The 21,161-nt window shown below is 68.8% G+C and carries 21 protein-coding genes; 12 read left to right on the top strand and 9 right to left on the bottom strand.

The genetic code is table 11. The annotated features are described in order from the left end of the window. The first annotated feature begins 26 nt into the window (after positions 1–26). A complete protein-coding gene (locus ACFXI3_RS35610) occupies positions 27–1,523 on the top strand; it encodes a serine/threonine-protein kinase (RefSeq protein WP_378405597.1) in 1,497 nt (498 codons plus the stop codon). Here ACFXI3_RS35610 and ACFXI3_RS35615 read toward each other — a convergent pair. After that, entirely contained in the window at positions 1,520–2,110 is a 591-nt protein-coding gene (locus ACFXI3_RS35615; protein ID WP_378405599.1) for an HAD family hydrolase, read from the bottom strand. The genes ACFXI3_RS35610 and ACFXI3_RS35615 overlap by 4 nt on opposite strands. 87 nt (positions 2,111–2,197) lie before the next feature. On the opposite strand from ACFXI3_RS35615, the gene dinB reads away from it, so the two are divergent. Next, on the top strand, positions 2,198–3,415 hold the full coding sequence (gene dinB / locus ACFXI3_RS35620; RefSeq protein ID WP_378405601.1) for a DNA polymerase IV: 1,218 nt from the start codon (positions 2,198–2,200) through the stop codon (positions 3,413–3,415). Positions 3,416–4,260: 845 nt separating this feature from the next. On the opposite strand, the gene ACFXI3_RS35625 is transcribed toward dinB, so the two are convergent. Continuing rightward, the gene (locus ACFXI3_RS35625; protein ID WP_378405603.1) at positions 4,261–4,908 is read right to left on the bottom strand and encodes a hypothetical protein; all 648 of its coding nucleotides are present in this window, start codon (positions 4,906–4,908) and stop codon (positions 4,261–4,263) included. Between the two features lie 44 nt (positions 4,909–4,952). Further along, positions 4,953–5,834 (bottom strand): LysR family transcriptional regulator, encoded by an 882-nt coding sequence (locus ACFXI3_RS35630; RefSeq protein ID WP_378405605.1) that lies wholly within the window; start codon positions 5,832–5,834, stop codon positions 4,953–4,955. Between the two features lie 74 nt (positions 5,835–5,908). Here ACFXI3_RS35630 and ACFXI3_RS35635 point away from each other — a divergent pair, with 74 nt between their 5' ends. Next, positions 5,909–6,766, top strand: a complete 858-nt coding sequence (locus ACFXI3_RS35635) for a DMT family transporter (protein WP_378405607.1) — start codon at positions 5,909–5,911, stop codon at positions 6,764–6,766. Here ACFXI3_RS35635 and ACFXI3_RS35640 read toward each other — a convergent pair. Then, entirely contained in the window at positions 6,747–7,517 is a 771-nt protein-coding gene (locus tag ACFXI3_RS35640; RefSeq protein ID WP_344269133.1) for a TetR/AcrR family transcriptional regulator, read from the bottom strand. The genes ACFXI3_RS35635 and ACFXI3_RS35640 overlap by 20 nt on opposite strands. A 61-nt stretch (positions 7,518–7,578) precedes the next feature. On the opposite strand from ACFXI3_RS35640, the gene ACFXI3_RS35645 reads away from it, so the two are divergent. Beyond that, a complete protein-coding gene (locus tag ACFXI3_RS35645) occupies positions 7,579–8,412 on the top strand; it encodes an ABC transporter ATP-binding protein (protein ID WP_378405609.1) in 834 nt (277 codons plus the stop codon). Continuing rightward, entirely contained in the window at positions 8,409–9,209 is an 801-nt protein-coding gene (locus ACFXI3_RS35650; RefSeq protein ID WP_344269140.1) for an ABC transporter permease, read from the top strand. Before ACFXI3_RS35645 ends, ACFXI3_RS35650 begins: the two co-directional genes overlap by 4 nt. Before the next feature lie 57 nt (positions 9,210–9,266). On the opposite strand, the gene ACFXI3_RS35655 is transcribed toward ACFXI3_RS35650, so the two are convergent. Continuing rightward, positions 9,267–10,658 carry a sugar porter family MFS transporter gene (locus ACFXI3_RS35655; RefSeq protein ID WP_378405611.1) on the bottom strand — a complete coding sequence of 464 codons (1,392 nt, stop codon included), beginning with the start codon at positions 10,656–10,658 and terminating at the stop codon, positions 9,267–9,269. Between the two features lie 429 nt (positions 10,659–11,087). On the opposite strand from ACFXI3_RS35655, the gene ACFXI3_RS35660 reads away from it, so the two are divergent. From ACFXI3_RS35660 to ACFXI3_RS35680, 5 genes are all read left to right on the top strand, one after another. Continuing rightward, positions 11,088–11,381, top strand: coding sequence for a hypothetical protein (locus tag ACFXI3_RS35660; RefSeq protein ID WP_344269145.1), 294 nt, complete (start codon positions 11,088–11,090; stop codon positions 11,379–11,381). Beyond that, the gene (locus tag ACFXI3_RS35665; protein WP_378405613.1) at positions 11,378–12,877 is read left to right on the top strand and encodes an alpha/beta hydrolase; all 1,500 of its coding nucleotides are present in this window, start codon (positions 11,378–11,380) and stop codon (positions 12,875–12,877) included. Before ACFXI3_RS35660 ends, ACFXI3_RS35665 begins: the two co-directional genes overlap by 4 nt. Positions 12,878–12,948: 71 nt before the next feature. Next, positions 12,949–13,494 carry a hypothetical protein gene (locus ACFXI3_RS35670; RefSeq protein ID WP_378405615.1) on the top strand — a complete coding sequence of 182 codons (546 nt, stop codon included), beginning with the start codon at positions 12,949–12,951 and terminating at the stop codon, positions 13,492–13,494. Between the two features lie 33 nt (positions 13,495–13,527). Then, complete coding sequence (locus ACFXI3_RS35675) at positions 13,528–14,118, top strand: TetR/AcrR family transcriptional regulator (protein WP_378405617.1); 591 nt, start codon at positions 13,528–13,530, stop codon at positions 14,116–14,118. A gap of 47 nt (positions 14,119–14,165) precedes the next feature. Beyond that, the gene (locus ACFXI3_RS35680) at positions 14,166–14,618 is read left to right on the top strand and encodes a TIGR03618 family F420-dependent PPOX class oxidoreductase (protein ID WP_378405619.1); all 453 of its coding nucleotides are present in this window, start codon (positions 14,166–14,168) and stop codon (positions 14,616–14,618) included. A 78-nt stretch (positions 14,619–14,696) separates the two neighbouring features. Here the strand turns inward: ACFXI3_RS35680 and ACFXI3_RS35685 are convergent, their stop codons facing one another. Continuing rightward, on the bottom strand, positions 14,697–15,254 hold the full coding sequence (locus tag ACFXI3_RS35685; protein WP_378405621.1) for a YceI family protein: 558 nt from the start codon (positions 15,252–15,254) through the stop codon (positions 14,697–14,699). A 100-nt stretch (positions 15,255–15,354) separates the two neighbouring features. On the opposite strand from ACFXI3_RS35685, the gene ACFXI3_RS35690 reads away from it, so the two are divergent. Together ACFXI3_RS35690 and ACFXI3_RS35695 are read left to right on the top strand one after the other, a co-directional pair. Next, complete coding sequence (locus ACFXI3_RS35690; RefSeq protein WP_378405623.1) at positions 15,355–15,834, top strand: MarR family winged helix-turn-helix transcriptional regulator; 480 nt, start codon at positions 15,355–15,357, stop codon at positions 15,832–15,834. 24 nt (positions 15,835–15,858) lie between these two features. Then, complete coding sequence (locus ACFXI3_RS35695; RefSeq protein WP_378405625.1) at positions 15,859–16,848, top strand: glutathione S-transferase family protein; 990 nt, start codon at positions 15,859–15,861, stop codon at positions 16,846–16,848. Between the two features lie 372 nt (positions 16,849–17,220). Here ACFXI3_RS35695 and ACFXI3_RS35700 read toward each other — a convergent pair whose 3' ends face one another. The 3 genes from ACFXI3_RS35700 to ACFXI3_RS35710 all read right to left on the bottom strand — a co-directional run bounded on the left by ACFXI3_RS35700 (position 17,221) and on the right by ACFXI3_RS35710 (position 21,108). Beyond that, positions 17,221–17,889 carry an alpha/beta fold hydrolase gene (locus ACFXI3_RS35700; protein ID WP_378405626.1) on the bottom strand — a complete coding sequence of 223 codons (669 nt, stop codon included), beginning with the start codon at positions 17,887–17,889 and terminating at the stop codon, positions 17,221–17,223. Positions 17,890–17,958: 69 nt separating this feature from the next. Continuing rightward, positions 17,959–20,211, bottom strand: a complete 2,253-nt coding sequence (locus tag ACFXI3_RS35705; RefSeq protein WP_378405628.1) for a hypothetical protein — start codon at positions 20,209–20,211, stop codon at positions 17,959–17,961. A gap of 51 nt (positions 20,212–20,262) precedes the next feature. Next, on the bottom strand, positions 20,263–21,108 hold the full coding sequence (locus ACFXI3_RS35710; protein WP_378405630.1) for a helix-turn-helix domain-containing protein: 846 nt from the start codon (positions 21,106–21,108) through the stop codon (positions 20,263–20,265). Positions 21,109–21,161 lie beyond the last annotated feature (53 nt).

The raw sequence follows: 21,161 nt of genomic DNA on the forward strand, positions 1-21,161 counted from the left end.
ATGATGTCGCACCGAAGGGTTTTCCGTTGACCGAGGAGAGCCGGCAGGTCGCCGGTCGCTACGAGCTCGTCGAACTGATCGGCAGCGGCGCGATGGGGATGGTCTGGCGCGGGGAGGACAAGATCCTCGGCCGCGTCGTCGCCGTCAAGGAACTCCTCATGCCCGTGAACCAGGGCGAGGACAAGGTCGAGGAAGCCCGCAACCGCGCCATGCGCGAGGCCCGCATCGCCGCCCGGCTGCAGCATCCGAACGCCATCTCGGTGTTCAACGTGGTCGAGCACGAGGACCGGCCGTGGCTGATCATGGAGTACCTGCCCTCGCGCAGCCTCGCGGTGAAACTGCGCGAGGACGGCCCGCTGACCGTCGACGAGGCGATTCCGTTCGCGGTGCAGCTGGCGGGCGTGCTCGCCGCCGCGCACCGGGCGGGCATCGTGCACCGCGACGTCAAACCGGGCAACGTCCTGCTCGGCGACGACGGCAGCACGGTCAAGGTGACCGACTTCGGCATTTCCCGCGCGGTCGGCGACGTCACGCTCACCGCGACCGGCGAAATCTCCGGCACGCCCGCGTTCCTCGCGCCGGAGGTCGCCCGCGGCGAGGACGCGACGTTCGCCTCCGACGTGTTCGCTCTCGGCGCGACGCTGTACATGGCGGTGGAGGGCGATCCGCCGTTCGGCACCGCGGACAACGCGATCGCCTTGCTGTACCGGGTTTCCAGCGGTTCGATCAACCCGCCGAAACAGGCCGGGAAGCTGGAGCCGCTGCTGCTGAAGCTGCTGGAGCTCAAGCCGGAGGACCGGCCGTCGATGACCGAGGTCGTCGCGGAGCTGCGCAAGCTCGACGGCGGCGTCACTCCGGTCGCGACGGTTCCGGAACCGCCGACGCTGCCCGAAGCCAAACCGCCGGTCGTGCCCACCACGGTCGCGGTGCCGGCCGCGGGTGCTGCTGCCGCGCCGCCCGCAGGTTCGGACCGAAGACGCCGCGGGATGATCTTCGCCGGGGCGGGCGCGCTGCTCGTCGTGATCGCCGTGATCGTCACCGTCGTCCTCACCCGTAACCACGGGGAGGAGAATCCGTCGGCGAACCCGCCGCCTGCTTCTGGGACTTCCGCGCCTTCCATCGCTCCGGCGTCATCGTCGGTGTCGCAGCCTTCGCCGTCGACTCAGCCGTCAACTCCGCCTTCGTCGAGCGCTCCTCCGTCGTCCAGTTCAGCCGCGAACTCGCCGGACGCGATGGCTTCCGCGCTGCGTACTTACTTCTCGTACCTGCCGAGCAATCTGGAGAGCGGCTGGGCGATGCTCAGCGACGGGTTCCGTGCCAGGAAGAATCAGACCTTCGACCGGTACAAGTCGTGGTGGAGCCAGTTCAGCTCGGTGACCGCGAACGACGTCCAGGTCACCGGCGACAACACGCTCAGCGCGAAGATCACCTATCACCGCACCAGCGGCGGCACGACGACCGAGTCGCACCACTACACAATGTCGCAGCGCAACGGCACCTGGCAGATCGACGTGGAGAGCTAGCTCCGGAGCAGCAGCGCGATCGCGGCCGCGGCGTCCTGGCCTTGGCCGACTCGCACGGTGCGCAGGCCCGCGGATCGCCCGGCTTCGACGTCCGCGCCGACCAGCCAGGCGTCGTCCAGCGTCGTTTCGCAGCGTTCGGCGGCGAGCGCGAACAGCTTCGGGTCCGATGTGGACAGTCCGGCCGGCCCGGCGAGCGCCCAGCCGTCCACGAGCCCGGCGATTCCGGTGCACAGCAGGGTGGACAGCTGCGCTTCGCCCTCGCCGAGGACGCCGATCCGCCAGCCCGCGGCGCGCAGCCGGGGCAATCCGGTCAGCACTCCGGGCGCGACCGGGACGAGCGCGGGATGGCGTTCTCGGTAGGTGTCTTCGAGGTCGGCTTCTTGCAGGTCGAAGCGTTCGCGGAGGCTCTTGAAGAACGTCGCCCGGTCGGCGCGCCCGCGGTCGTCGGCGGCGACGAGCCATTCGGCGTCCGCTTCGGCGAGCCGATGTTCCGCGCAGAACTCCCACACCCAGCGGCGGAAGCCCTCCGCGCGATCGACGAGCGTGGTGTCGAGGTCGAACAGGACGAGCCGCACGGGGAGAGACATTAGCGCGTTCCGTCGGGGCTTCGGGAGATTTTTCTACTCCGTTCGAGTGAACGGATCGCGGTTTTTGTCGGTGTTCGATGCGAACATATGTTCGTGACGAGCGAAGGACCGATCCTCCACGCCGACCTCGACGCGTTCTACGCCTCGGTCGAGCAGCGCGACGATCCCCGGCTGCGCGGCAGGCCGGTGATCGTGGGCGGTGGCGTGGTGCTGGCCGCGAGCTACGAGGCGAAGGCGTTGGGCGTGCGCACCGCGATGGGCGGCGCGCAGGCGAGGCGGTTGTGCCCGCATGCCGTGGTGGTGCCGCCGCGGATGTCGGTCTACAGCGCGGCGAGCAAGGCGGTGTTCGAGGTGTTCCGGCAGACGACGCCGGCGGTGGAAGGAGTGTCGATCGACGAAGCTTTCTTGGACGTCGGCGGTCTGCGGCGGATCGCCGGTCGTCCGTCGGAGATCGCGGTGCGCTTGCGCGCGGAGGTGCTGGCGCAAGTCGGGCTGCCGATCACGGTGGGGGTGGCGCGCACGAAGTTCCTCGCGAAGGTGGCGAGCGGCGTCGCGAAACCGGACGGCCTGCTGGTGGTGCCGCCTGACGGAGAGCTGGAATTCCTGCACCCGCTGCCGGTGGAGCGATTGTGGGGGGTGGGAAAGGTGACGTCGGCGAAGCTGCGGGAACGAGGCGTCCGCACCGTGCGCCAAGTCGCCGAACTGCCCGAAGCCGCGCTGATCTCGATGCTGGGCCCAGGCTCCGGACGCCACCTGCACGCTCTGGCACACGGCCGCGACCCGCGCGCGGTCCAGCCAGGAAAACGCCGCCGCTCGATCGGCTCGCAACGCGCCCTCGGCCGCCGCTCCCGCTCACCTGCCGAGCTAGACGAGATCGTGGTATCCATTGTGGACCGATTGGCACGACGACTGCGCGGCGCGTCGAGGGTATGCCGGACGGTGGTGCTGCGAATGCGCTTCGCGGACTTCACCCGTGCCACGAGGTCGCACACGCTCGCCGACAGCACCGACCACACGGAGACGCTGCTGTGCGCCGCCCGCGGTCTGCTGTCCGCGGCGCAACCGCTGGTGTACGACCGGGGTTTGACGTTGCTGGGCCTGTCGTTCTCGAACCTCGACAGCCATGGCGCGGTGCAGTTGGCGTTGCCGCTGGACCAACCGTCCCGCCCAGCCATGTCGGCGGAGGCCACCGCACTGGACTCAGCCGTGGACGCCTTGCGGAACCGCTTCGGCGCGGCGGCGCTGACGCGGGCGGCGCTGTTGAGCCATGAGGCTGGGGTGGAGATGCCTATGCTGCCGGATTGACCGAAAGCGGTGGCCCCGCGGCGATTTCCGCGAGGGCTGTTTCCCGGCTGAGCCTGGCAAGGCCCGTCCGGGCCCGGCGAATCCGGCTGGGGATGGCGGGGCGTGGCGGCCCTGGCTGGGGCCCGAGGTTCTGGCTAAGCGTGGCGGTTCTGACTGGAGCGGGCGGATCCGGCTGAGTCCGGCTGAGCGTGGCGGCTCTGGCTGGGGCCGGCGGGGCTGGCTGAGTCCGGCTGAGCGTGGCGGCTCTGGCTAGGGCCGGCGGGGTTGGCTGAGCGTGGCGGTTCTGGCTGAGTCCGGCGGATCCGGCTGAGTCCGGCCGAGTCCGGTGGTTCTGGCCAGGCTCCGAGGTTCTGGCCGAGCGTGGAGGGTCCGGCGGTTCTGGCTGAGTCTGGTGGGTTCCAGCTGAATCCGGCGAATCTGGCGGAGCTGGTCGAGTCTGGTGGGTTCGGCCGAGTCTGGCGGGGCTGGCCGAGTCTGGCGGGGCTGGCCGAGTCTGGTGGGTTCGGCTGGGCGTGGCGGTTCTGGCTGAGTCTGGTGGGTCCGGTTGGGTCTGGCCGAGTCTGGCGGGGCTGGTCGAGCCGGGTGGGTTTGGGCTGGGCGTGGCGGTTCCGGCTGGGTCCGGCGGGTTTGGCTGAGCGTGGCGGTTCTGGCCAGGCCCCGAGGTCCTGGCTGAGCCCGGTGGGGCCGGGCGGGGCCGGCGGTTCTGCCTGAGCCCGGTGGGGCCGACTGCGTCGTGCGGCAAGGTGCCTGCGGGTACTAGACGCCGCGGCGTGCGACCGGGTGCCATGGGGCGCGGCGTGCGGCCGGGTGCCGGGTGCCAGGTGCCGGAGGGCTCGGCGAGGTGGTCACCGCGGCTGGGCTGTCGTGTACAGCGCCTCGGCCAGTTTGCGTAGCTCGCCGCGGCAGGCCTCGGGACCTCCGTTCGGGCTGGCGGGCGTGTAGCCGACCTGGAAGGTGGCGTTGTGGTCGAGGACGATCAGTTCGCAATCCCGCGGATTCATCCCCGGGAGCCAATGCGCCTTCTCTCCGAAGGGGAGGCCGACGGGGCTGTTGTCCTTGCTCAAGGCGGAGTTGCCGGTGAAGTTGAGCTGTGCGCTTTCCCGGCCTGATTGCCGGTCGGTTTTCGCGTACCAGTTCGCGGCGAGCCGCAGTTCGGGCAGTCGCTGGGCGGCGGGCGTGAAGCTGCAGAGGAGAGAACCGTCTTTGCTGATTTCGGGTTGCCAGCTGCGGACTACCTCGAAAGCGGCCTGCGGAATTTCCTGTGCCCGGGCGGCGAAACCGGAGCAGGTGGCGAAGTTGGTCTCGTGGTACTTGTCTGGTGTCGGGTCTGGAGCCTTATCGTGTGCCGCGCCCCAAAGGAGTGCGCCGGTGCCCACTGTTGCCCACGTGACAAGGAGTGCGGTCAGCACAGTCGCGACAGTGATTCCCGTCCACAGTGCGAGGTGGCTCTTCTTCCGTTTGGGGCGTGGCGGAAGCGGTGGTCCTGCGGTCACGGTGATTTCCTTGCGCTCCGGAGAATGTCATAACTTATACCTGATCAACCGGCGACCGCGCGCAGTGCGTCAAGGCCCGCGCGGACGAGTGGATGACTGCTGCTGCCACGACGAACAGCGGTCAGCAATCGGCGAGTAGGAATGGAGGTTCCCCGCAGCGGAATCCGCTTAACCGCATGCGGAGGCAGCGGCACGATCCGCGGCATCAGGCACACTCCGAGCCCTTCCGCGACTAGGGCTGAGACTGCGTACCATTCCTTCACCTCATGGACGATCCGAGGCGTGAAGCACGCGGCGGTCACCAAGGGATAAGTGTCGTTGTTGTGCTTCTTGACAATCCACGGCTGATCGGCCGCCTCGGCGAGTTCGATTCCGGTGCGCCGGGCGAGTGGGTGGGTCGCGGCGACGAGCAGGTCTTGGCGGTCGGTCGTCAGCGATGTCTGTTCGAAGCGGGAGTCGGTGACCGGCGGTGCTTCCGGGCCGGGCAGGACCAGGGCGATGTCGGACTCGTCGGCTAGCAGCAGGCGGTAGCAGTCGACGCTTTCCTCTTCGGTGATTTGCGGTTCTATCAGCGGATGCGTCTTGCGCAGGCTGGCGACGGCGGGAGCGGCGAGGGTTGCCAGTGCCGAGGAAACGCCGCACAGACGCAGTGTGCCGCGGAGTTCCGCGTCCTCCGCGGCGAGTTCTGCGCGGGCGGCTTCCCATTGGAGTCGCAGGGTGTCGGCGTGGCGAAGCACGATGCGTGCGGCTGGGGTCAGTTGTACTCGACGGCCGTGCGGCGCAAGGAGTTCCACGTCCAGATCCCGGGCCAGCAAACGCAATTGCTGGGAGACTGCGGACGGCGTGAGATGCAACGTGGAAGCGGTCGCGGTCACTGTTCCGTACTCGGCGAGGGTCCGCAGGACATGCAACCGGTGATCGATCATGTAGTCCAGGCTAAACGGTTTCGTGCGGAAAGATTCGTTGGACGTGCACGCTTCCGGGCACAAGCCTGGAGGGCATGAGGGATTTGCCTGCTCCGGCGCTGATGCTGGGGAGTGTGCTGAGTGTCCAATTTGGACAAGCAGTAGGGAAGCAGCTGTCCGAGGAGGTTGGCGCATCTGGCGTCGTGGCTTTGAGGCTAGGGCTGGCCGCGGTGGTTTTGCTGGTTCTGTATCGGCCTTCGGTGCCGCGCGGCTGGGCGGAAAGAGGGGTGATCCTCGGCTTCGGTACGGCGATCGCGGGGATGAATTTGATCTATCCCGCGTTGACGTTCCTGCCGTTGGGGTTGGCTAGTGCGCTGCAGTTGTTGGGGCCGATTTCCCTGGCCTTGCTCGCTTCGAGGCGTCTAAGCGACGTCGCCTGCGCGCTTTTGGCCGGAGGGGGCGTGTGGCTGTTCTACACCCCGCATGGCGTCAGTTTTCCGCTCGCGGGCGTGGCTCTCGCGTTGGCGTCTGGGGCGTGCATGGCTGCTTACTTCCTGCTCAGTAAGCGCGCGGGGGCGAGGAGTGCGGGAGGGGGTCCGCTCGCTCTGGCGTTGGCTTGGGCCGCCATCCTTTCGGTGCCGTTCGGGGTAATCGACCAAGGCGTTCGGCTGGCGACGCCTCGGGTGTTGCTGGTCGGTGTGGTGGTGGCCGCGCTATCGGCGGTGGTGCCGTATTCGTTGGAGTTGGCGGCTTTGCGCAGGCTGCCCGCCCGGACGGTCGGGGTGTTGGCCAGTCTGGAGCCGGCGAGTGCGGGGCTCGCTGGGGTGCTGGTGCTCGGGGAGCACTTGCGCGCGGTGCAATGGGTGGCGCTGGTCTGCGTGGGTCTCGCGAGCGCGGGGGCGGTGCTCGGGCGGAAGGGTGCGCCAGAAAAAGCTACCCAGCGGATCGGTTGACCAGCGCGGAAATGCCTTCGATCAGGCGGTCCAGGCCGAACGCGTACTCGTGGTCGACGCTGTACGGAGCCTGGTGGGTCTGTCCGGCGGCGGTGCCGACCCGATCCGCGACCGGGAAGCGCCTCGGCTCGTAGACCTCGGCCAGTGCGGGGGCGGTCGCGGCCCACCATTGCTGGTCGGTCATTCCGGTCTGCCGCACGATGCGCGCGGCTTCGACCTTGCGGCGCGCCAGGCCTTCCACGTGCGTGGTGACCAGGGTGATCGTCGAGTCCATTTCCACGTCCGCCAGGCCGATGCCGTCGACGACGGCCAGCTCCAGGTCGTACTTCGCGATCGCGTTGGGGCCCAGCGTCGGACGGCCGGAGAAGACCTGCAGCAGCCACGGATGCCGCAGGTACATCGCCCAGTTGACGGCGGCGACGCGGCGGAGGCCGTCGCGCCAGTCGTCGGCGTCTATTTCGGACAGTTCGGCTACCGCTTCGCCGTAGACCGCGTCGACCATCGCTTCGACCAGTTCCGCGCGCGACGCGACATAGGTGTACAGCGACATCGTCCCGACGCCCAGCGATTCGGCCACCCGGCGCATCGACAGCGTCGCGAGGTCCTGTTCGGTGTCGGCGACCTCCACCGCCGCGTCGACGATCCGCGCGGGGGTCAGGCCGTGCTTCGGGCCGCGCTTCGGCAGCTGGCGGGTGCCCCACAGCAGCGCGATCGTCGCGGCGGGGTCGCCGTTGGTGCCGTCAGTCGTCACGTGACCAGCATAGGAACTTTACTCCGTAGGACATACGGAGTGTTGTGCTAGCCTTCTTCGTATGGCATACGGAGAAAGCGGGCTGCTGGCGCGTGGAGTGCAGAAGAGGTATGGCGAACGGGCGGCGTTGGACGGGTTTGACCTGCGGGTGGAGCCGGGGACGGTGTGCGGCCTGCTCGGTCCCAACGGCGCGGGCAAGACGACGGCGGTGCGGATCCTGACGACGTTGCTGCGGCCGGACGCCGGCGAGGTGCGGGTGGCCGGTTTCGACGCGGTCGCCGATCCGGACGAGGTGCGGCGGCGGATCGGGCTGGTCGGGCAGAACGCCTCGGTGGACGAGATCCTGACCGGCAGGCAGAACCTCGAACTCTTCGGAAGGCTCGGCGGGTTGCCGTCGCGGGCGGCTCGGGCGCGGGCGACGGAGCTGCTGGAGCGGTTCGGTCTCGCCGAAGCGGCGGGCCGGTCTGTCTCCGGCTACTCCGGCGGCATGCGGCGCAAGCTGGACCTGGCCGCGGGGCTTCTGCTGAACCCGGCGGTGCTCTTCCTGGACGAGCCCACGACCGGACTCGACCCGGCCGCTCGCATCGATGTGTGGGCGGACGTCCGGGCGCTGGCCGGCACCGGCACCACGGTGCTGCTGACCACGCAGTATCTGGAGGAGGCCGACCAGCTCGCCGACCGGATCGCGGTGCTCGACGCGGGACGGGTCGTCGCCGCGGGCACGCCGGACGAGCTGAAGGCGAAGGTCGGTCCGGACCGGGTCGAGACGGTCGTCCGCAAGCCGACGCTCGACGAGGTCTTCCTGCACCTGACCGGCCACGCTCGCACGCCCGAGGAGGGGCGGCAGGCGGCTTCCCGGACAACCTCGCCCGCCGTCCCCGAGGAGGCTCGATGACCATCCCCGCCGCAGCACCCGCGCACGTGTCCTGGCCGACGCACACCGCCGTCCTGACCCGCCGCATTCTGGTGCACTGGAAGCAACGCCCGGTTTCGATCGCGGTCACGCTGCTGTTCCCGGTCCTGATCGTGGTGATGTTCGGCCAGCTTTTCGGTGGTGCGATGGCCATCCGGGACGGCGCGTACATCGACTTCCTCATCCCCGGCATGCTCGCGATGACCATGCTGTTCGGGCTGGAATCCACGGTCCTCGCGGTGACCTCCGACGCCTCGAAGGGCGTCACCGAACGGATCCGGGCGATGCCGGTCAGCGGGCTCGCCGTGCTGACCGGACGTTGTCTCGCCGACCTGATCAGCGCGGTCGCCGGGCTCGTCGTGATGATGGGGGCCGGGCTCGCGCTGGGATGGCGTCCGCAGCAGATGTCCGTGCTGGGCGCGGTCGGGCTGCTGTTGTGGCTGCGCTTCGCCTTCGTCTGGGTCGGGATCTACCTCGGGCTGCTGCTGAAGACCCCGGAGTCCGCGGTTTCGGTGCAGGTGCTGGTGTGGCCGGTCGGATTCCTGTCCGGCGTTTTCGTTTCCCCGGACACCATGCCTGCCTGGCTCAGCGCGGTCGCGACCTGGAATCCGCTCACCGCAACGGCTTCCGCGGTGCGCGAGCTCTCCGGCAATCCCGCGTGGGCCGCGAATGGCTGGGCGGCGGAGCATTCCGTGCTGCTCGCGATGGCGTGGCCCGCGCTGCTGACCGCGATCTTCCTGCCGCTCGCCACCCGGCGGTATCGCCTGCTCGGGCGATAAAAACAGCCGGGCGGCAAGGGAAATCCCCTGCCGCCCGGCTGTGCCCCGAGAGGAAATTCAGGCGCGCGCCTTCGCGTGCGTCCGTCCGCGCAGGTCGAGTTCGATTTCCTCCAGCGTGCGGCCCTTGGTTTCCGGGACGAGCCACTTCGTGAGGAAGAACAGGATCACGTTGATGCCCGCGAACAGGAACATCGAACCGCCGAGGCCGAGCGCGCCGGGGTCAGAGATGATCGGGAACACGGCGCTGATGATGCCGGTCGCGGCCCACAGCACGACGCTGCTCACGCCCATGCCCGCCGCGCGGACCTTCAGCGGGAACACCTCGGCCATCATCACCCAGACGACCGCGCCCCAGCCCAGTTCGTAGCCGACCAGGTAGAGCACCATCGCGACCAGCATCAGGATGCCCTTGGTCGCCGTGTCGTGGACTTCCAGCACGATGAACCCGGCCGCGACGAGGGTCAGCACCATCAGCACGTTGCCGATCAGCAGCAGCGGCTTGCGGCCCCACCGGTCGACCACGAACACGACCCACGCGGTGAACAGGAACTTGGTCACGCCCAGCAGCACGCCGGACAGCAGCGCCGCCTGGGTCGCGAAGCCGAGGCCGATCAGCATCGTCGGGAAGTACGCGTTCACCGCGTTCACGCCGCTGAACTGCTGGCCCATCGCGAGCAGCAGGGCCACCACGAGCATCGGCCGCACGGTCGGCGTCAGCAGGTCGCGGAAGCGGGTCTTCGCCGATTCCGAGTCGAGCCGGATGACCTCGCGGATCGTGCCGATCTCCTCGTCGACGTTCACGCCGCCGCCGTGCGAGCTGAGCAGGACCGCGCGGGCCTGTTCCTCCTGGCCGTTCGCGACGAGCCAGCGCGGCGTTTCGGGCAGGAACACCAGGCCCGCCAGCAGGATCACCGCGGGCACGATCGCGCCGGCGAACATCAGCCGCCAGTTGCCCGACGTGCCGAGCCCGTAGCTGACCAGGAACGCGATCAGGATGCCGAGCACGATGAAGATCTGGTTCAGCGCGCCCATCGCCCCGCGCAGCCGCGCCGGGGCGAGTTCCGACAGATAGGTCGGGACGGTCGAGGACGACAGGCCGATGCCGACGCCGATCACGAGCCGGGAAATGATCAGCAACGCGAACGTCGGCGAGAAGGTGGCCGCGATCGTGCCGATGATGACGACGACGGCCGCGACCATGATCGTCCGGCGGCGGCCGAGCCTTTCGTTGAGCCGCGAGGAGAAACTCGCGCCGACGATCGCGCCGATCGAAATGCTCGCCGTGATGACGCCCTTGTCCCAACCGGACAGGCCCCAGAGTTTCCCGATGAACGGCAACACCCCGGAAATCACGCCGAGGTCGTAACCGAACAGGATGCCGCCGAGGGCACCGAAGAAATACAGCGTCGTTCTGCCGATGGGCCGCCGCGCCGCGGCTGTCTGTGTCATTGCCGAGCCGTCTCTTTCCGGGATGGCCGGCCGGTCCTGGTCCGCTGACCGGGAGGCCAGCGCCGTCCGGGCCGGACGAGTGGGGGTCGAGGGACAAGGACTGCCGGACTGGTCCAGCACTGCGGAACGGCTGAACCCGCCGCCGCGCAACGCCTTTCCTCGTCACGTGCCGGCTTGGCCCGCTCCGGTACGAACTTCGCCGTACACAGTCACACGCTGGTCAGCGGCGGGCAAGACGCGGGCTGATAACTATTCAGTCACGTGACTAGCGTTCACATATGTGGACAAGCTAGGCGAGGGTTTGCGCAGGTCAGAGCCGTGGCGGGGGAATCATGGCAGGAGTTTTCGCGAAGGTCGAACTGTGCGGAACCGGGTGCCGCGGACGTCCGTCGTACGGGTCGTCCGGTCGCCGCGGTGGGGGAGATGCGCATGGGAACGGGTTTCGAGGTCGCTCCGGCGGAGGTCGCGACCGCGGCCGGGCGGGCGCATCAGGCGGCGGCGACCGTGCGGGCGGTCGACCTCGCGGGCGCGCTCGCCGGAGTCGGGCTGTCCGGCGGCACGAGCGTGGCCGCGGCGGATCGGCTGTCCGACACCTGGGGGCGCGCCGTTCCGAAGTGGACAGCCGACACCGAGGCCTATGCGGGGAACCTCGACCAGGCCGCGGCCGGCTACCGCGACACCGACCAGAACGCGACCGGCAAGATCGCGGCGGCGGGCCGATGATCACTTGGGGAGACGTCCGGCGCTGGAACCCCGCCGACCTCGCTTCGGCGGTCGACGCGCTCGGCACCCGGGCCGCCCGGCTCACCGGGGCGAACGACGACGCCGACGCCATGACGAAGTTCGGTTCCTGGCAAGGCGACTCGGCGGATGCGGCCAAAACCAAAGGTACCGCGCTGGCAACGGAATTGCGGCAGCTGGCCACTGATGTGTCGGCGGTCCGGCGCGGGGTGCACGACGCGCAGCTGGCGGTCGAGCGGATCAGTTCCGCGGTGCGCGAGGTCGACGATTTCGCCTCGCGCAACGGAATGCGGATCGACGACGGCGGCGGGGTCAGCGGTGAATCCGGGCGACAGGCCGAGATCGCTGACCGGGTCGGCCAGATTCTCCGTGAGGCCACCGGGGTCGACGCGGATCTGACCGTCGTGCTCGACCGCGCGACGAACGGCGAAAGCGGTGGCTCCGGGGTCGTCGCGCTGGCGATGGCGACGAGCAGCCAGCCGAAACCGAACGGCACTCCGGCGGAGAACAAGGCGTGGTGGGACAGCCTGTCCGACTCCGCGCAGTCCTCGATCCTGCGGGACAACCCGGATCTGATCCGCAATCTCGACGGCATTCCGGTTGTCGATCGCGACGCGGCGAATCGCGTTGTGCTGCAACAGGAAATCGACAAGCGGAAGGGCGACGACGCCCAGCTGCGCGGCCTCACCGCGATTCGCGACCGGCTCGCGGCCACCGGTGACGGCAAACCTCCGGCTTTCCTGATCTCCCTTGACGTCAGCGGCGACGGCACCGCGGTGGTCGCGGCCGGAAATCCGGACACCGCGGCGAATGTCGCGACGTATGTTCCTGGAACCGGCAGCGAACTGGCCAAGATCGGCGGCGACCTCGGCCGGTCGGACAAAATGTGGCAGTCCGCGACGATGGCGGGCTCGCCGTCGACGTCGGTGATCACCTGGGTCGGTTATGACGCGCCGAATGAGCTGGTGGACGCCGCCAGCGAGAAATACGCCGACGGCGGCAAGGACCAGCTGTCGAAATTCGAGGACGGCCTGCGCGCGTCGCATGAGGGCGCACCGTCGCACAACACCGTGCTTGGCCACAGCTACGGCACGACGGTGATCGGCCACGCGGCTCGCGACGGCGGGCTCAACGCGGACGATCTGATCTTCGTCGGCAGCCCCGGCGTCGGCGTCGAGCACGCGAACCAGCTGCATCTCGACGGCGTGCCGCAGGACCAGGTCGCCCAGCACGTGCACTCGACGGTCGCGAAACACGACCTCATCAAGATCACCAACATCGGGCTTCCCGGCCACGACCCGCTCGGCCCGAGCCCGGCGGGCGGCGACTTCGGCGGGCAGGTCTTCGAATCGGCGCCGGGCGACAAGGGCCCGTGGTACGAGGGCGGGCTGTCCGGGGCCGCGCACAGCCAATACTGGGAGGACAACAACCCGTCGCTGCGCAGTTTCGGCCGGATCATCGCCGGGTTGCCGGCGTGACGGCGCGCCGCACCGCGCTGGCCTGCCTCGCCGCCCTTCCTCTCGTAGCCTGCTCCCCAGGAGGTGAAGCCATGAATCCCACGATCACCGAAAACGAAGCCCGCGACCGGGTCGAGGACTACGTGCGCGGCGCGTTCTCCGCGCTGCCCGCGCCCGCCGCCAAGGAACTGTTCTCCCGCAACCGTTCCGAATGCACTGACCCGACCGACAACGGTCCGGCGGGGCGCTTCGAGATCTCCGCCACCTACGAGGTGACCGGCCTCGAACCGGACACTTTCAAGGCTCAGTTCGAGGCCGTCGTGAAGTGGTGGCAGGGACACGGCTTCACCGTGCTGACCGACCGGCGGCCCACCGACCAGTACGTCTTCGCGCGCAATGAGCGGGACGGCTTCGACATGTCTTTGCAGGCCAACGAACTTGGCAAGCTGTACTTGGGTGCGACGTCGCCTTGCGTTTGGCCCAAGGGGACTCCGGAAGCTGCGGCCGTCGCCGAGGAGCCTGAGGTGGTAGAGGTTCCGGAACCTTCGGAACCTGAACGGCCCCGGCCGCGTCGTGCGCCGGTGGACGACGAGGACTTCGGCCAGACGTCCTGGTCCGACGGAGGCGCCGCGTTCTAGAGTGGACCAGCAGGTCCATTCAGGAGGCAGGCGATGACGCTCACGCGCAAGGGCGAGGCCACGCGGCAACGGATCGTGGAAGGCGCGGCCGAGGTGATCCGCGAGCGGGGAGTGCTCGCGACGACGCTGGACGACGTCCGCGCGCAGACCGCGACCAGCAAAAGCCAGCTGTTCCACTACTTCCCGGACGGCAAGGAAGAACTGCTGCTGGCCGTCGCGCGCTGGGAAGCGGACCGGGTGCTGGAGGTGCAGCAGCCGTCGCTCGGCACGCTGCGCACCTGGGACGACTTCCGGACCTGGCAGAAGGTGGTGCTCGGGCACTACACCGAGCAGGGCAAGCACTGTCCGTTGAATGTGGTGATGTCGCAGATCGGCCGCAATACGCCGGGCGCGCAGGCGGTGGTGACGCAGCTGATGCAGCGCTGGCTTGGCGAACTGACCGCGGGGATCGAGAACCTGCGTGCGGCGGGGGAGATCCGGCCCGGGTTGGACCCGAAACAGGCGGCGTCGGCGCTGCTGGCGGGGGTGCAGGGCGGGGTGTTGATGCTGCTGACCACCGGGGAGGCGGAGCATCTCGAAGCCGCGCTAGAGGTGGGGATCGCCGGGTTGCGCGCCGGAAAATAGGGGTGCCGGGCGGAAATTCGCCAGGCCGGCGGCGAGTTGGGCCTGGCATGAGTCAAGGACCCGCACCCCGGCAGCTGTCTGACGAAGCCCTCTCGGCCTTGCTTGGCCAGCAGCGGTTCGGCACGCTCGCCACGATCAAACGCAGTGGTCAGCCGCATCTGACGACCATGCTGTACAGCTGGGATCCGGACGCCCGGATGGTGCGTTTCTCGAAGACTGCCGACCGCAGCAAGGTCGGCCACCTGCGCCGCAACCCGCGCGCGACGCTGCACGTTCAGGGCGGCGACGTGTGGTCGTTCGCGGTCGCGGAGGGGCAGGCGGAGGTTTCCGAGGTCACCGAGGTTCCCGGCGACGCGGTCGGGCAGGAGTTGCTCGCGATGCTTCCCGCGGCCGCGCGGCCCGAGGACGCGGAGGCGCTCCTGAAACAGCAGGTGGAGGAGCGGCGAGTCGTGATCCGGCTCCCCACCGAGCGGCTCTACGGCACCGCGCTCGACGTCTGAGGCCCCGCGACTGACCTGCGACTGACCGGGCGGCACGGTGAAGGGCTCCGGTTCCGGAACCCTTCACCTGCTGTTCGTTCAGGCGTTCTTGATCGCGGAGATCTCGAACTCGAGGGTGATCTTGTCCGAGACCAGCACGCCGCCGGTCTCGAGCGCGGCGTTGAACTTCACGTTGTAGTCGCTGCGGTTGATCGAGGTCGAGCCCTCGAAGCCGACGCGGTCGTTGCCGAACGGGTCCTTCGCGGAGCCGCCGAACTCGAACGGGACGGTGACCGACTTGGTGACGTCCTTGATGGTCAGGTCGCCGGTCACGTCGAAGGTGTCCTCGCCGGTCTGCGTGATCCCGGTGGAGGTGAAGGAGATGGTCGGGAACTCGTCGCAGGACAGGAAGTCGTTGTTGCGCAGGTGGCCGTCGCGGTCCGCGTTGCGGGTGTCGACGCTCTTGCTCTGGATGGTGATGCTGGCGCTGGAGTTCGCCGGGTTCTTGCCGTCCAGGGTGAACGAGCCTTCGAACTCGTTGAAGGAGCCGCGGACCTTGGTGACCATGGCGTGGCGGGCGACGAAGCCGATCCGGCTGTGCGAGCCGTCGATCGTGTAGGTGCCGGTCAGGTGGGCGTAGGTGGTCGCGCTGGTCATGTGTTCCGTTCCTTCGGGTCCTTGGTTGAGTGTTCAACTAGCACTGTAGCCCACAATAACTGATTGCGCGAGCAAGTGTCGGATATACTCCCCCTCTGTGGTGAACAGAACCCCCCTGACCAGTGAAGAGGAGGCAGTGTGGCGTCCGCTGATGCGCGTCGTCACAGTCCTGCCGAGGGCGCTCGACGACCAGTTCGCGCACGACAACGGCGTCTCGCTGACCGATTACACCGTGCTCGTGTCGCTCTCGGAAGCGGCCGAAGGCAGGCTGCGGCTCACCGATCTGGCGGAGTCCACGGCGCTGTCGCTGAGCCGGATCAGCCGGGTCGTGGAGGCGATGGTGCGCCGGGGCCTGGTCCGGAAGGTGAAGTGCCCGCAGGACCGCCGGGCCGCGCACGCGACGCTCACCGAACTCGGACGGGCGAAGCTCGCCGCCGCGTACCCCGGGCACCTCGATCGCGTGCGATCGTTCCTGTTCGACCACCTCTCGCCCGAGGAGGTCCGCGCCGCGGGCCCGATCCTCGCCCGGCTGGCCGCCGCGCTGGAGCCGCCGGACTGTTCGGCCTGCCCGGACGACTGACCCGCCCCCGACGAAAGGCTTCCGATGCCCGACCAGGGTGAGTTCAAGCGCGACACGAACTACATCTCCGACCGCGTCACCGCCGACGGCCGCGACGGCTGGCCGGTGGAGCCGGACCGCTACCGCCTGGTGATCGCGCGAGCGTGCCCGTGGGCCAACCGCGCGTCGATCGTGCGCAGGCTGCTGGGTCTCGAAGGGGTGCTGTCGATGGGCCTGTGCGGTCCGACGCACGACGAGCGCAGCTGGACCTTCGACCTCGACCCCGGCGGCCGCGACCCGGTGCTCGGCATCGAACGGCTGCAGGAGGCGTTTTTCGCCCGGTACCCGGACTATCCGCGCGGGATCACCGTGCCGTCCATTGTGGATGTCCCGAGTGGGCAGATCGTGACCAACGACTTCAAGCAGATGACCGTGGACCTGTCACTGGAATGGGGCGCCTACCACCGGGACGGCGCGCCGGAGCTGTATCCGGAACGGCTGCGCGACGAGATCGAGGACGTCGCGGAGAAGGTGTTCCGGGACGTCAACAACGGGGTGTACAAGGCGGGTTTCGCGACCTCGCAGGAGGCTTACGAGGAGGCGTACCGCGCGTTGTTCTCCCGGCTGGATTGGCTTTCCGAGCGGCTGGCCGGCCAGCGGTACCTGGTGGGAGACACGATCACCGAGGCGGACGTGCGCCTGTTCACGACGCTGGTGCGATTCGACGCGGTGTACCACGGGCATTTCAAGTGCAACCGGCAGAAACTCACGGAGATGCCGGTGCTGTGGGCGTACGCGCGGGATCTGTTCCAGACGCCCGGGTTCGGGGACACGATCGATTTCGGGCAGATCAAGGAGCATTACTACGTGGTGCACCGGAATGTGAACCCGACCGGGGTCGTGCCGCTGGGGCCGGAGCTCGCGGGGTGGCTTACGCCGCATGGGCGGGAGGAACTGGGCGGGCGTCCGTTCGGGGACGGGACGCCGCCTGGGCCGCCGCCGGTGGGGGAGCGGGTTCCTTCGTTGGGCTCATGAGTGTTTATGCCGGTTAGCGCGGACACCCGGGCTGGCTGCCTGCGGTAGCGAGCGCCCCAATGAGGTTTCTCAGTGGTGGGTGTGTGGCGGCCGCGCGACGCGAGAACCCCGCGCAAACCGGGGTCTCCCCGCAGGGTTGCGCGGTGGCATGCGGCGCGGGGCCGCGGGCAGTTGCGGCGATGCGGCCGACCCACGCCGCGCCGCTCCCCGCTCACGTCCTTCACGGAGCTCCCCAAGGCCCACTACCGAGAAAACCCCAATGTGGCATTGGGTGCATGCGACGCACCCAATGTGGCGTTCGGTGCGTTCAGCGCACCCAACGCCACATTGGGGCGCAAGACCGAGCACACCCCGAACCCGCAGAGCACCGCCCTAGACCGCAGCGTCGAGAAGAATCCGCAGCAGCTCTTCGGGCGCATCGCGCATCACGTCATGCTTGCTGTCCAACGCGTGGACATTCCACTGTGGATCGTCGACGAGCCGCCGGTAAGTCGGCTCGAAGGGCGACCCGCCGTCCCAAATCCGCGCGTACACATAGTCCCGGCGGCGGAATCGGCTCAGGTCCGCGTCCAGCCGGATCGACTGGAGCAGCGACGCCAGCGGATGCGCCGAAGCGCGCGGGTCGAAGAACGGCAGCGGCGGCACGGCGTACCCGGTCTCGCCGACGCTCAGGTACCACTCGCGCTGCCGGTCATCGGTCAAACTCCAGCAGGAGCCGCCGTTTTCCGGGACGAAAGCGTCGAGGTACACCAGTGAATCGACCAGTTCCGGCGCTCGGTCGGCGGCGCCGGTGATGACCATCCCGCCGTAGCTGTGGCCGACCAGCACCGCGCGTTCGACCTGTTCGGCCTGCAGCATGCGCACGACGTCCTCGATGTGGGTGTCGAGGTTGACCCCGCCGTTCAGCAGGTGCTGCCGTTCGCTGAGGCCGGTGAGCGTCAGCGGGAGCACGCGGTGGCCGCGGTCGCGCAGCTGGCCGGCGAGCCGGTCGAAGCACCAGCCGCCGTGGCAGGCACCGGGGACGAGGACGTAGGTGGTCATGGACGCAACGCTAGAAGGGGCGCGGCGAGAAGTCCAAGAGCTGGTTGTTCCGTGATCCAGAAGGGTTGGTTATGCCCGGCCGGGCAGCGGGAGGTCGTGTGCCTTGCGGAAGTCGTTCAGGACGGCCCACGCGAGGTGCGGGTCTAACGCGAGCCGCCGCCGGGCGATGGCCAGTTCGTGCAGGGCCGGCGTGAGGCGGGACTTGGTGAGGGCGTCGGTGAACATGTCCAGGACGGTGGCGCAGAAGAGGACGAACGCGCTGCTGTGCAGACGCAGCCGGTTGACCGCGTCGGCCAAGTCGGGCGTTGCGCCTTCATATAACGAGGCGGCTAGTTCGGCGAGTTCGACTGCCTCGCGGGTGTCGGGGATGCGGAGCAGTTTCGGCCACAGCTCCGCCAGTTCGGGTGTCTGCGGGAGCCCGCGAGCTTGCGCGGTGAAGCCGCTCGACTTGGCCGCCAGGTCGGTGCAGACGAGGATGCCGGTGACGGTCGACAGCGACGGCTCGTAGTGTTCGGTCGTCACGTCCACCATGTCGATCGTCGTGCGGCGCAGGTCGCGCGGCAGGCCGCCGGAGAGGCAGTGGCCGAGGTAGCAGAACTGCTCCGGGACGCCGGGCAGCCGTTGCGCGATCCACAGCCTGCTTTCGTCGAGGGTGAACGATTCCAGGCGCACCACCTCGGAAAACGCGCTGTCGAACGCGTCGCGCACGGCGAGGCCGCGTTGTTCGAAGCTGAGCACCGCGTCGTCGGACACCGCCACGAAATACAGGCAGCCGGGCACGCCGAAGATGCCCTTGATGTCGTTCACCAGCTGCTGGGCCTTGTCCTGCTCGCCGATCTTGTCCAGCTCGTCGATGGCGACCACGACCCGGTCGGTGATCCCTTCCGCGCGCAACGACTCGGCGGTCAGCTGGGCGAACGCGCGGAACTCATCCACGACTTCCGGATGGGTCAGCTGCTGTTCAGCCCGCTGCGTGGTCCGGGTGCGGCCCAGTTCGCCGCCCGCCGGCACGGCGAGTTTGCCCGACCAGCCGGTGGTGTAGGTCAGCAGATACTGGATCCGGAGCAGCTGGCGGCGCGCTTCGGCTTGCAGCGCGCGGGGTCCGGCTGACGACTTCCGTCGCAGGAGGAGTACCAGTGCGCCGACTGTTGCCGTGAGGAGTTTCGCTACCCAGCGGAGCGTGAGGACGGCGACTGCGGCCAGTGCGATCCGGTTGGGTACCGGCTGCTCTGTCCATAACGGACCAAGCAGATTCGGGAACTGGAGCCGGGTAAGGTTTTTCCACAGTTCGGCGGGGAAGTCGCCGTTCCACAGCACGCTGCCAATCGCCCAGCCGAGCGCGGCCGACCCGACGAGGTCGACCGACCCGCGCAGGACCCGGCGGGCCCACCATCGCCAGCCGGTTCCCGGTCCCAGCACCTGCCGGATCCGGGCGAGGACGGCTTGGCACAGCAGTTTGTGCAAGTGCAGCACGAAATCGCGGGCGTCGTAGGTGGCGGGCGCGGAGGCGACCACGACCAGCGGCGCCGGGTTTTCGCTGCCGTGCAACAGACCTCGTTGCATGGAACGGATCGCGGTGGTCTTGCCGGACCCGCGTTGCCCGCCGAGCGCGACCGCGCCGGAGCCCGCGCGTTCGAGGACGCGCCGGAGCCGTTTCGCCGCCGCCGTCGGCACGATCCGGCTGCTGTCCTCCTCGCCGAGGTCGTATTGCTGGTCGAAAACCAGTGTCGTGCCGAAATGCAGCCGCCGATGCGCGGAAATGACGTCGCGGACCTCGGGCAGCACGATCTCGCGCGCGGCGAACGAACGACGCGGTCCGAGGCCGAATTGCTCCTCGTGGAACTGCATGGATTCCGGGTTGATCCACTCGCGCAACGAGGTGACCTTGCGGACCGCGAGCGCGCCGGTGGCGAACAGGACGCACGGCATCATCAGCCCGGCGAAGATCCGGAGGAACAGGGGAAGCTGGCTCCACGCCGCGCTCATCAGGCTGAGGTAGGCGAGCCCGAGCAGCACCGCGACGATCAGCCAGACCACCTCGCGCGGCGACGCCGCACGGTTTCGCGGACGGAAACCGCGGTCGCCTTCGGCCATGACCTGGTCCTGCAGCGTCCGGATCTTCGCGAGGAGAGTCTCGTTCGCGAACAGTTCTTCGCGCACGATTTCGGTCCGCAGCGATTCGCGGGCAAGGAGCTGGATGACCGCGGGCGAGCCGAGCGTTTCGTCGATGAGGGAGGCGAGCGCGGCTTGTGCGGTCCAGGAATCGAAGTCCGCGAGGTCTTCCTCCCCGATGGAGTGCGGGTCGCTCCGCTCGCCGGTCACCGGCGGATGATGCCATATCGAACGCCGCGGACAGGGTGGTTCCGCTGACTGTTAGCGGGAAGCGACCTCCAGCAGCCGCAGCGCGTCCCGGGAAGCGGCGTCGCGCGGGGTGTAAGCCTCCAGTTGGTGGTCGGGGCTGTCGGGCTGGAGCCAGACCTGGTAGTCGATGTTCACGTGGCCGAGCGTCGGGTGGCGCAGGTCCATCGGGCCGCTCGTGCAGTCCACCACGTCGCCGGTCGCCCACAGCGCGGCGAATTCCGGGCTGCCCATGGCGAGTTCGCCGATCAGCTCCGCGAGCCGGGCGTCGGTCGGGTGCTTGCCGGACATCAGGCGCAGGTAGCCGACGTGGGTGCGGGCCATCTCCGCCCAGTTGCAGTACCGGTCGCGGTGCAGCGGGTCGAGGAAGAACATCCGCGGGATCGACGGGCGGGTCTCGGGCGAGTCCGGTGCGGAGTAGTCGAGATGTTCTGCGTGCAGGAGGTGGCCGGTGCGGTTCCAGCCGAGCACGTCGCCGCGGCGGCCGAGGACGATCGCGGGGACGCTGTCGCTCAGCGCGTGCAGCAGGGTCGCGACGTGCGGGTCCAGCGTTTCCGGCGCGGGCCGCACCAGCCGGGGGACTCCGCAGCGCCGCGCGAGGTTGTGCAGGTGGCTCGACTCGGTCTCGTCGAGGTTGAGCACCCGTGCGAGCGCGTCGAGGACCTGCGGCGACGCGGTGCCGGACTGGTCCTGCTCCAGCCGCGTGTAGTAGCCGGCGCTGACGCCCGCGAGCTGGGCGAGTTCCTCCCGGCGCAGACCGGGAACCCGGCGGAGCGTGCCGTACGTCCGCATCCCGGCGGCGTCCGGCGTCACGCGGTCGCGGCGGGTCTTGAGGAACACGCCGAGGGTTTCGGTCTGCATGGTCTTGATCGTAGGCAACCCGGCAGAACAGTGCCTGCACCTGCGAGGGGTAC

The sequence above is a fragment of the Amycolatopsis sp. NPDC059235 genome, from assembly GCF_042754125.1.
Taxonomy (GTDB): domain Bacteria; phylum Actinomycetota; class Actinomycetes; order Mycobacteriales; family Pseudonocardiaceae; genus Amycolatopsis; species Amycolatopsis albidoflava.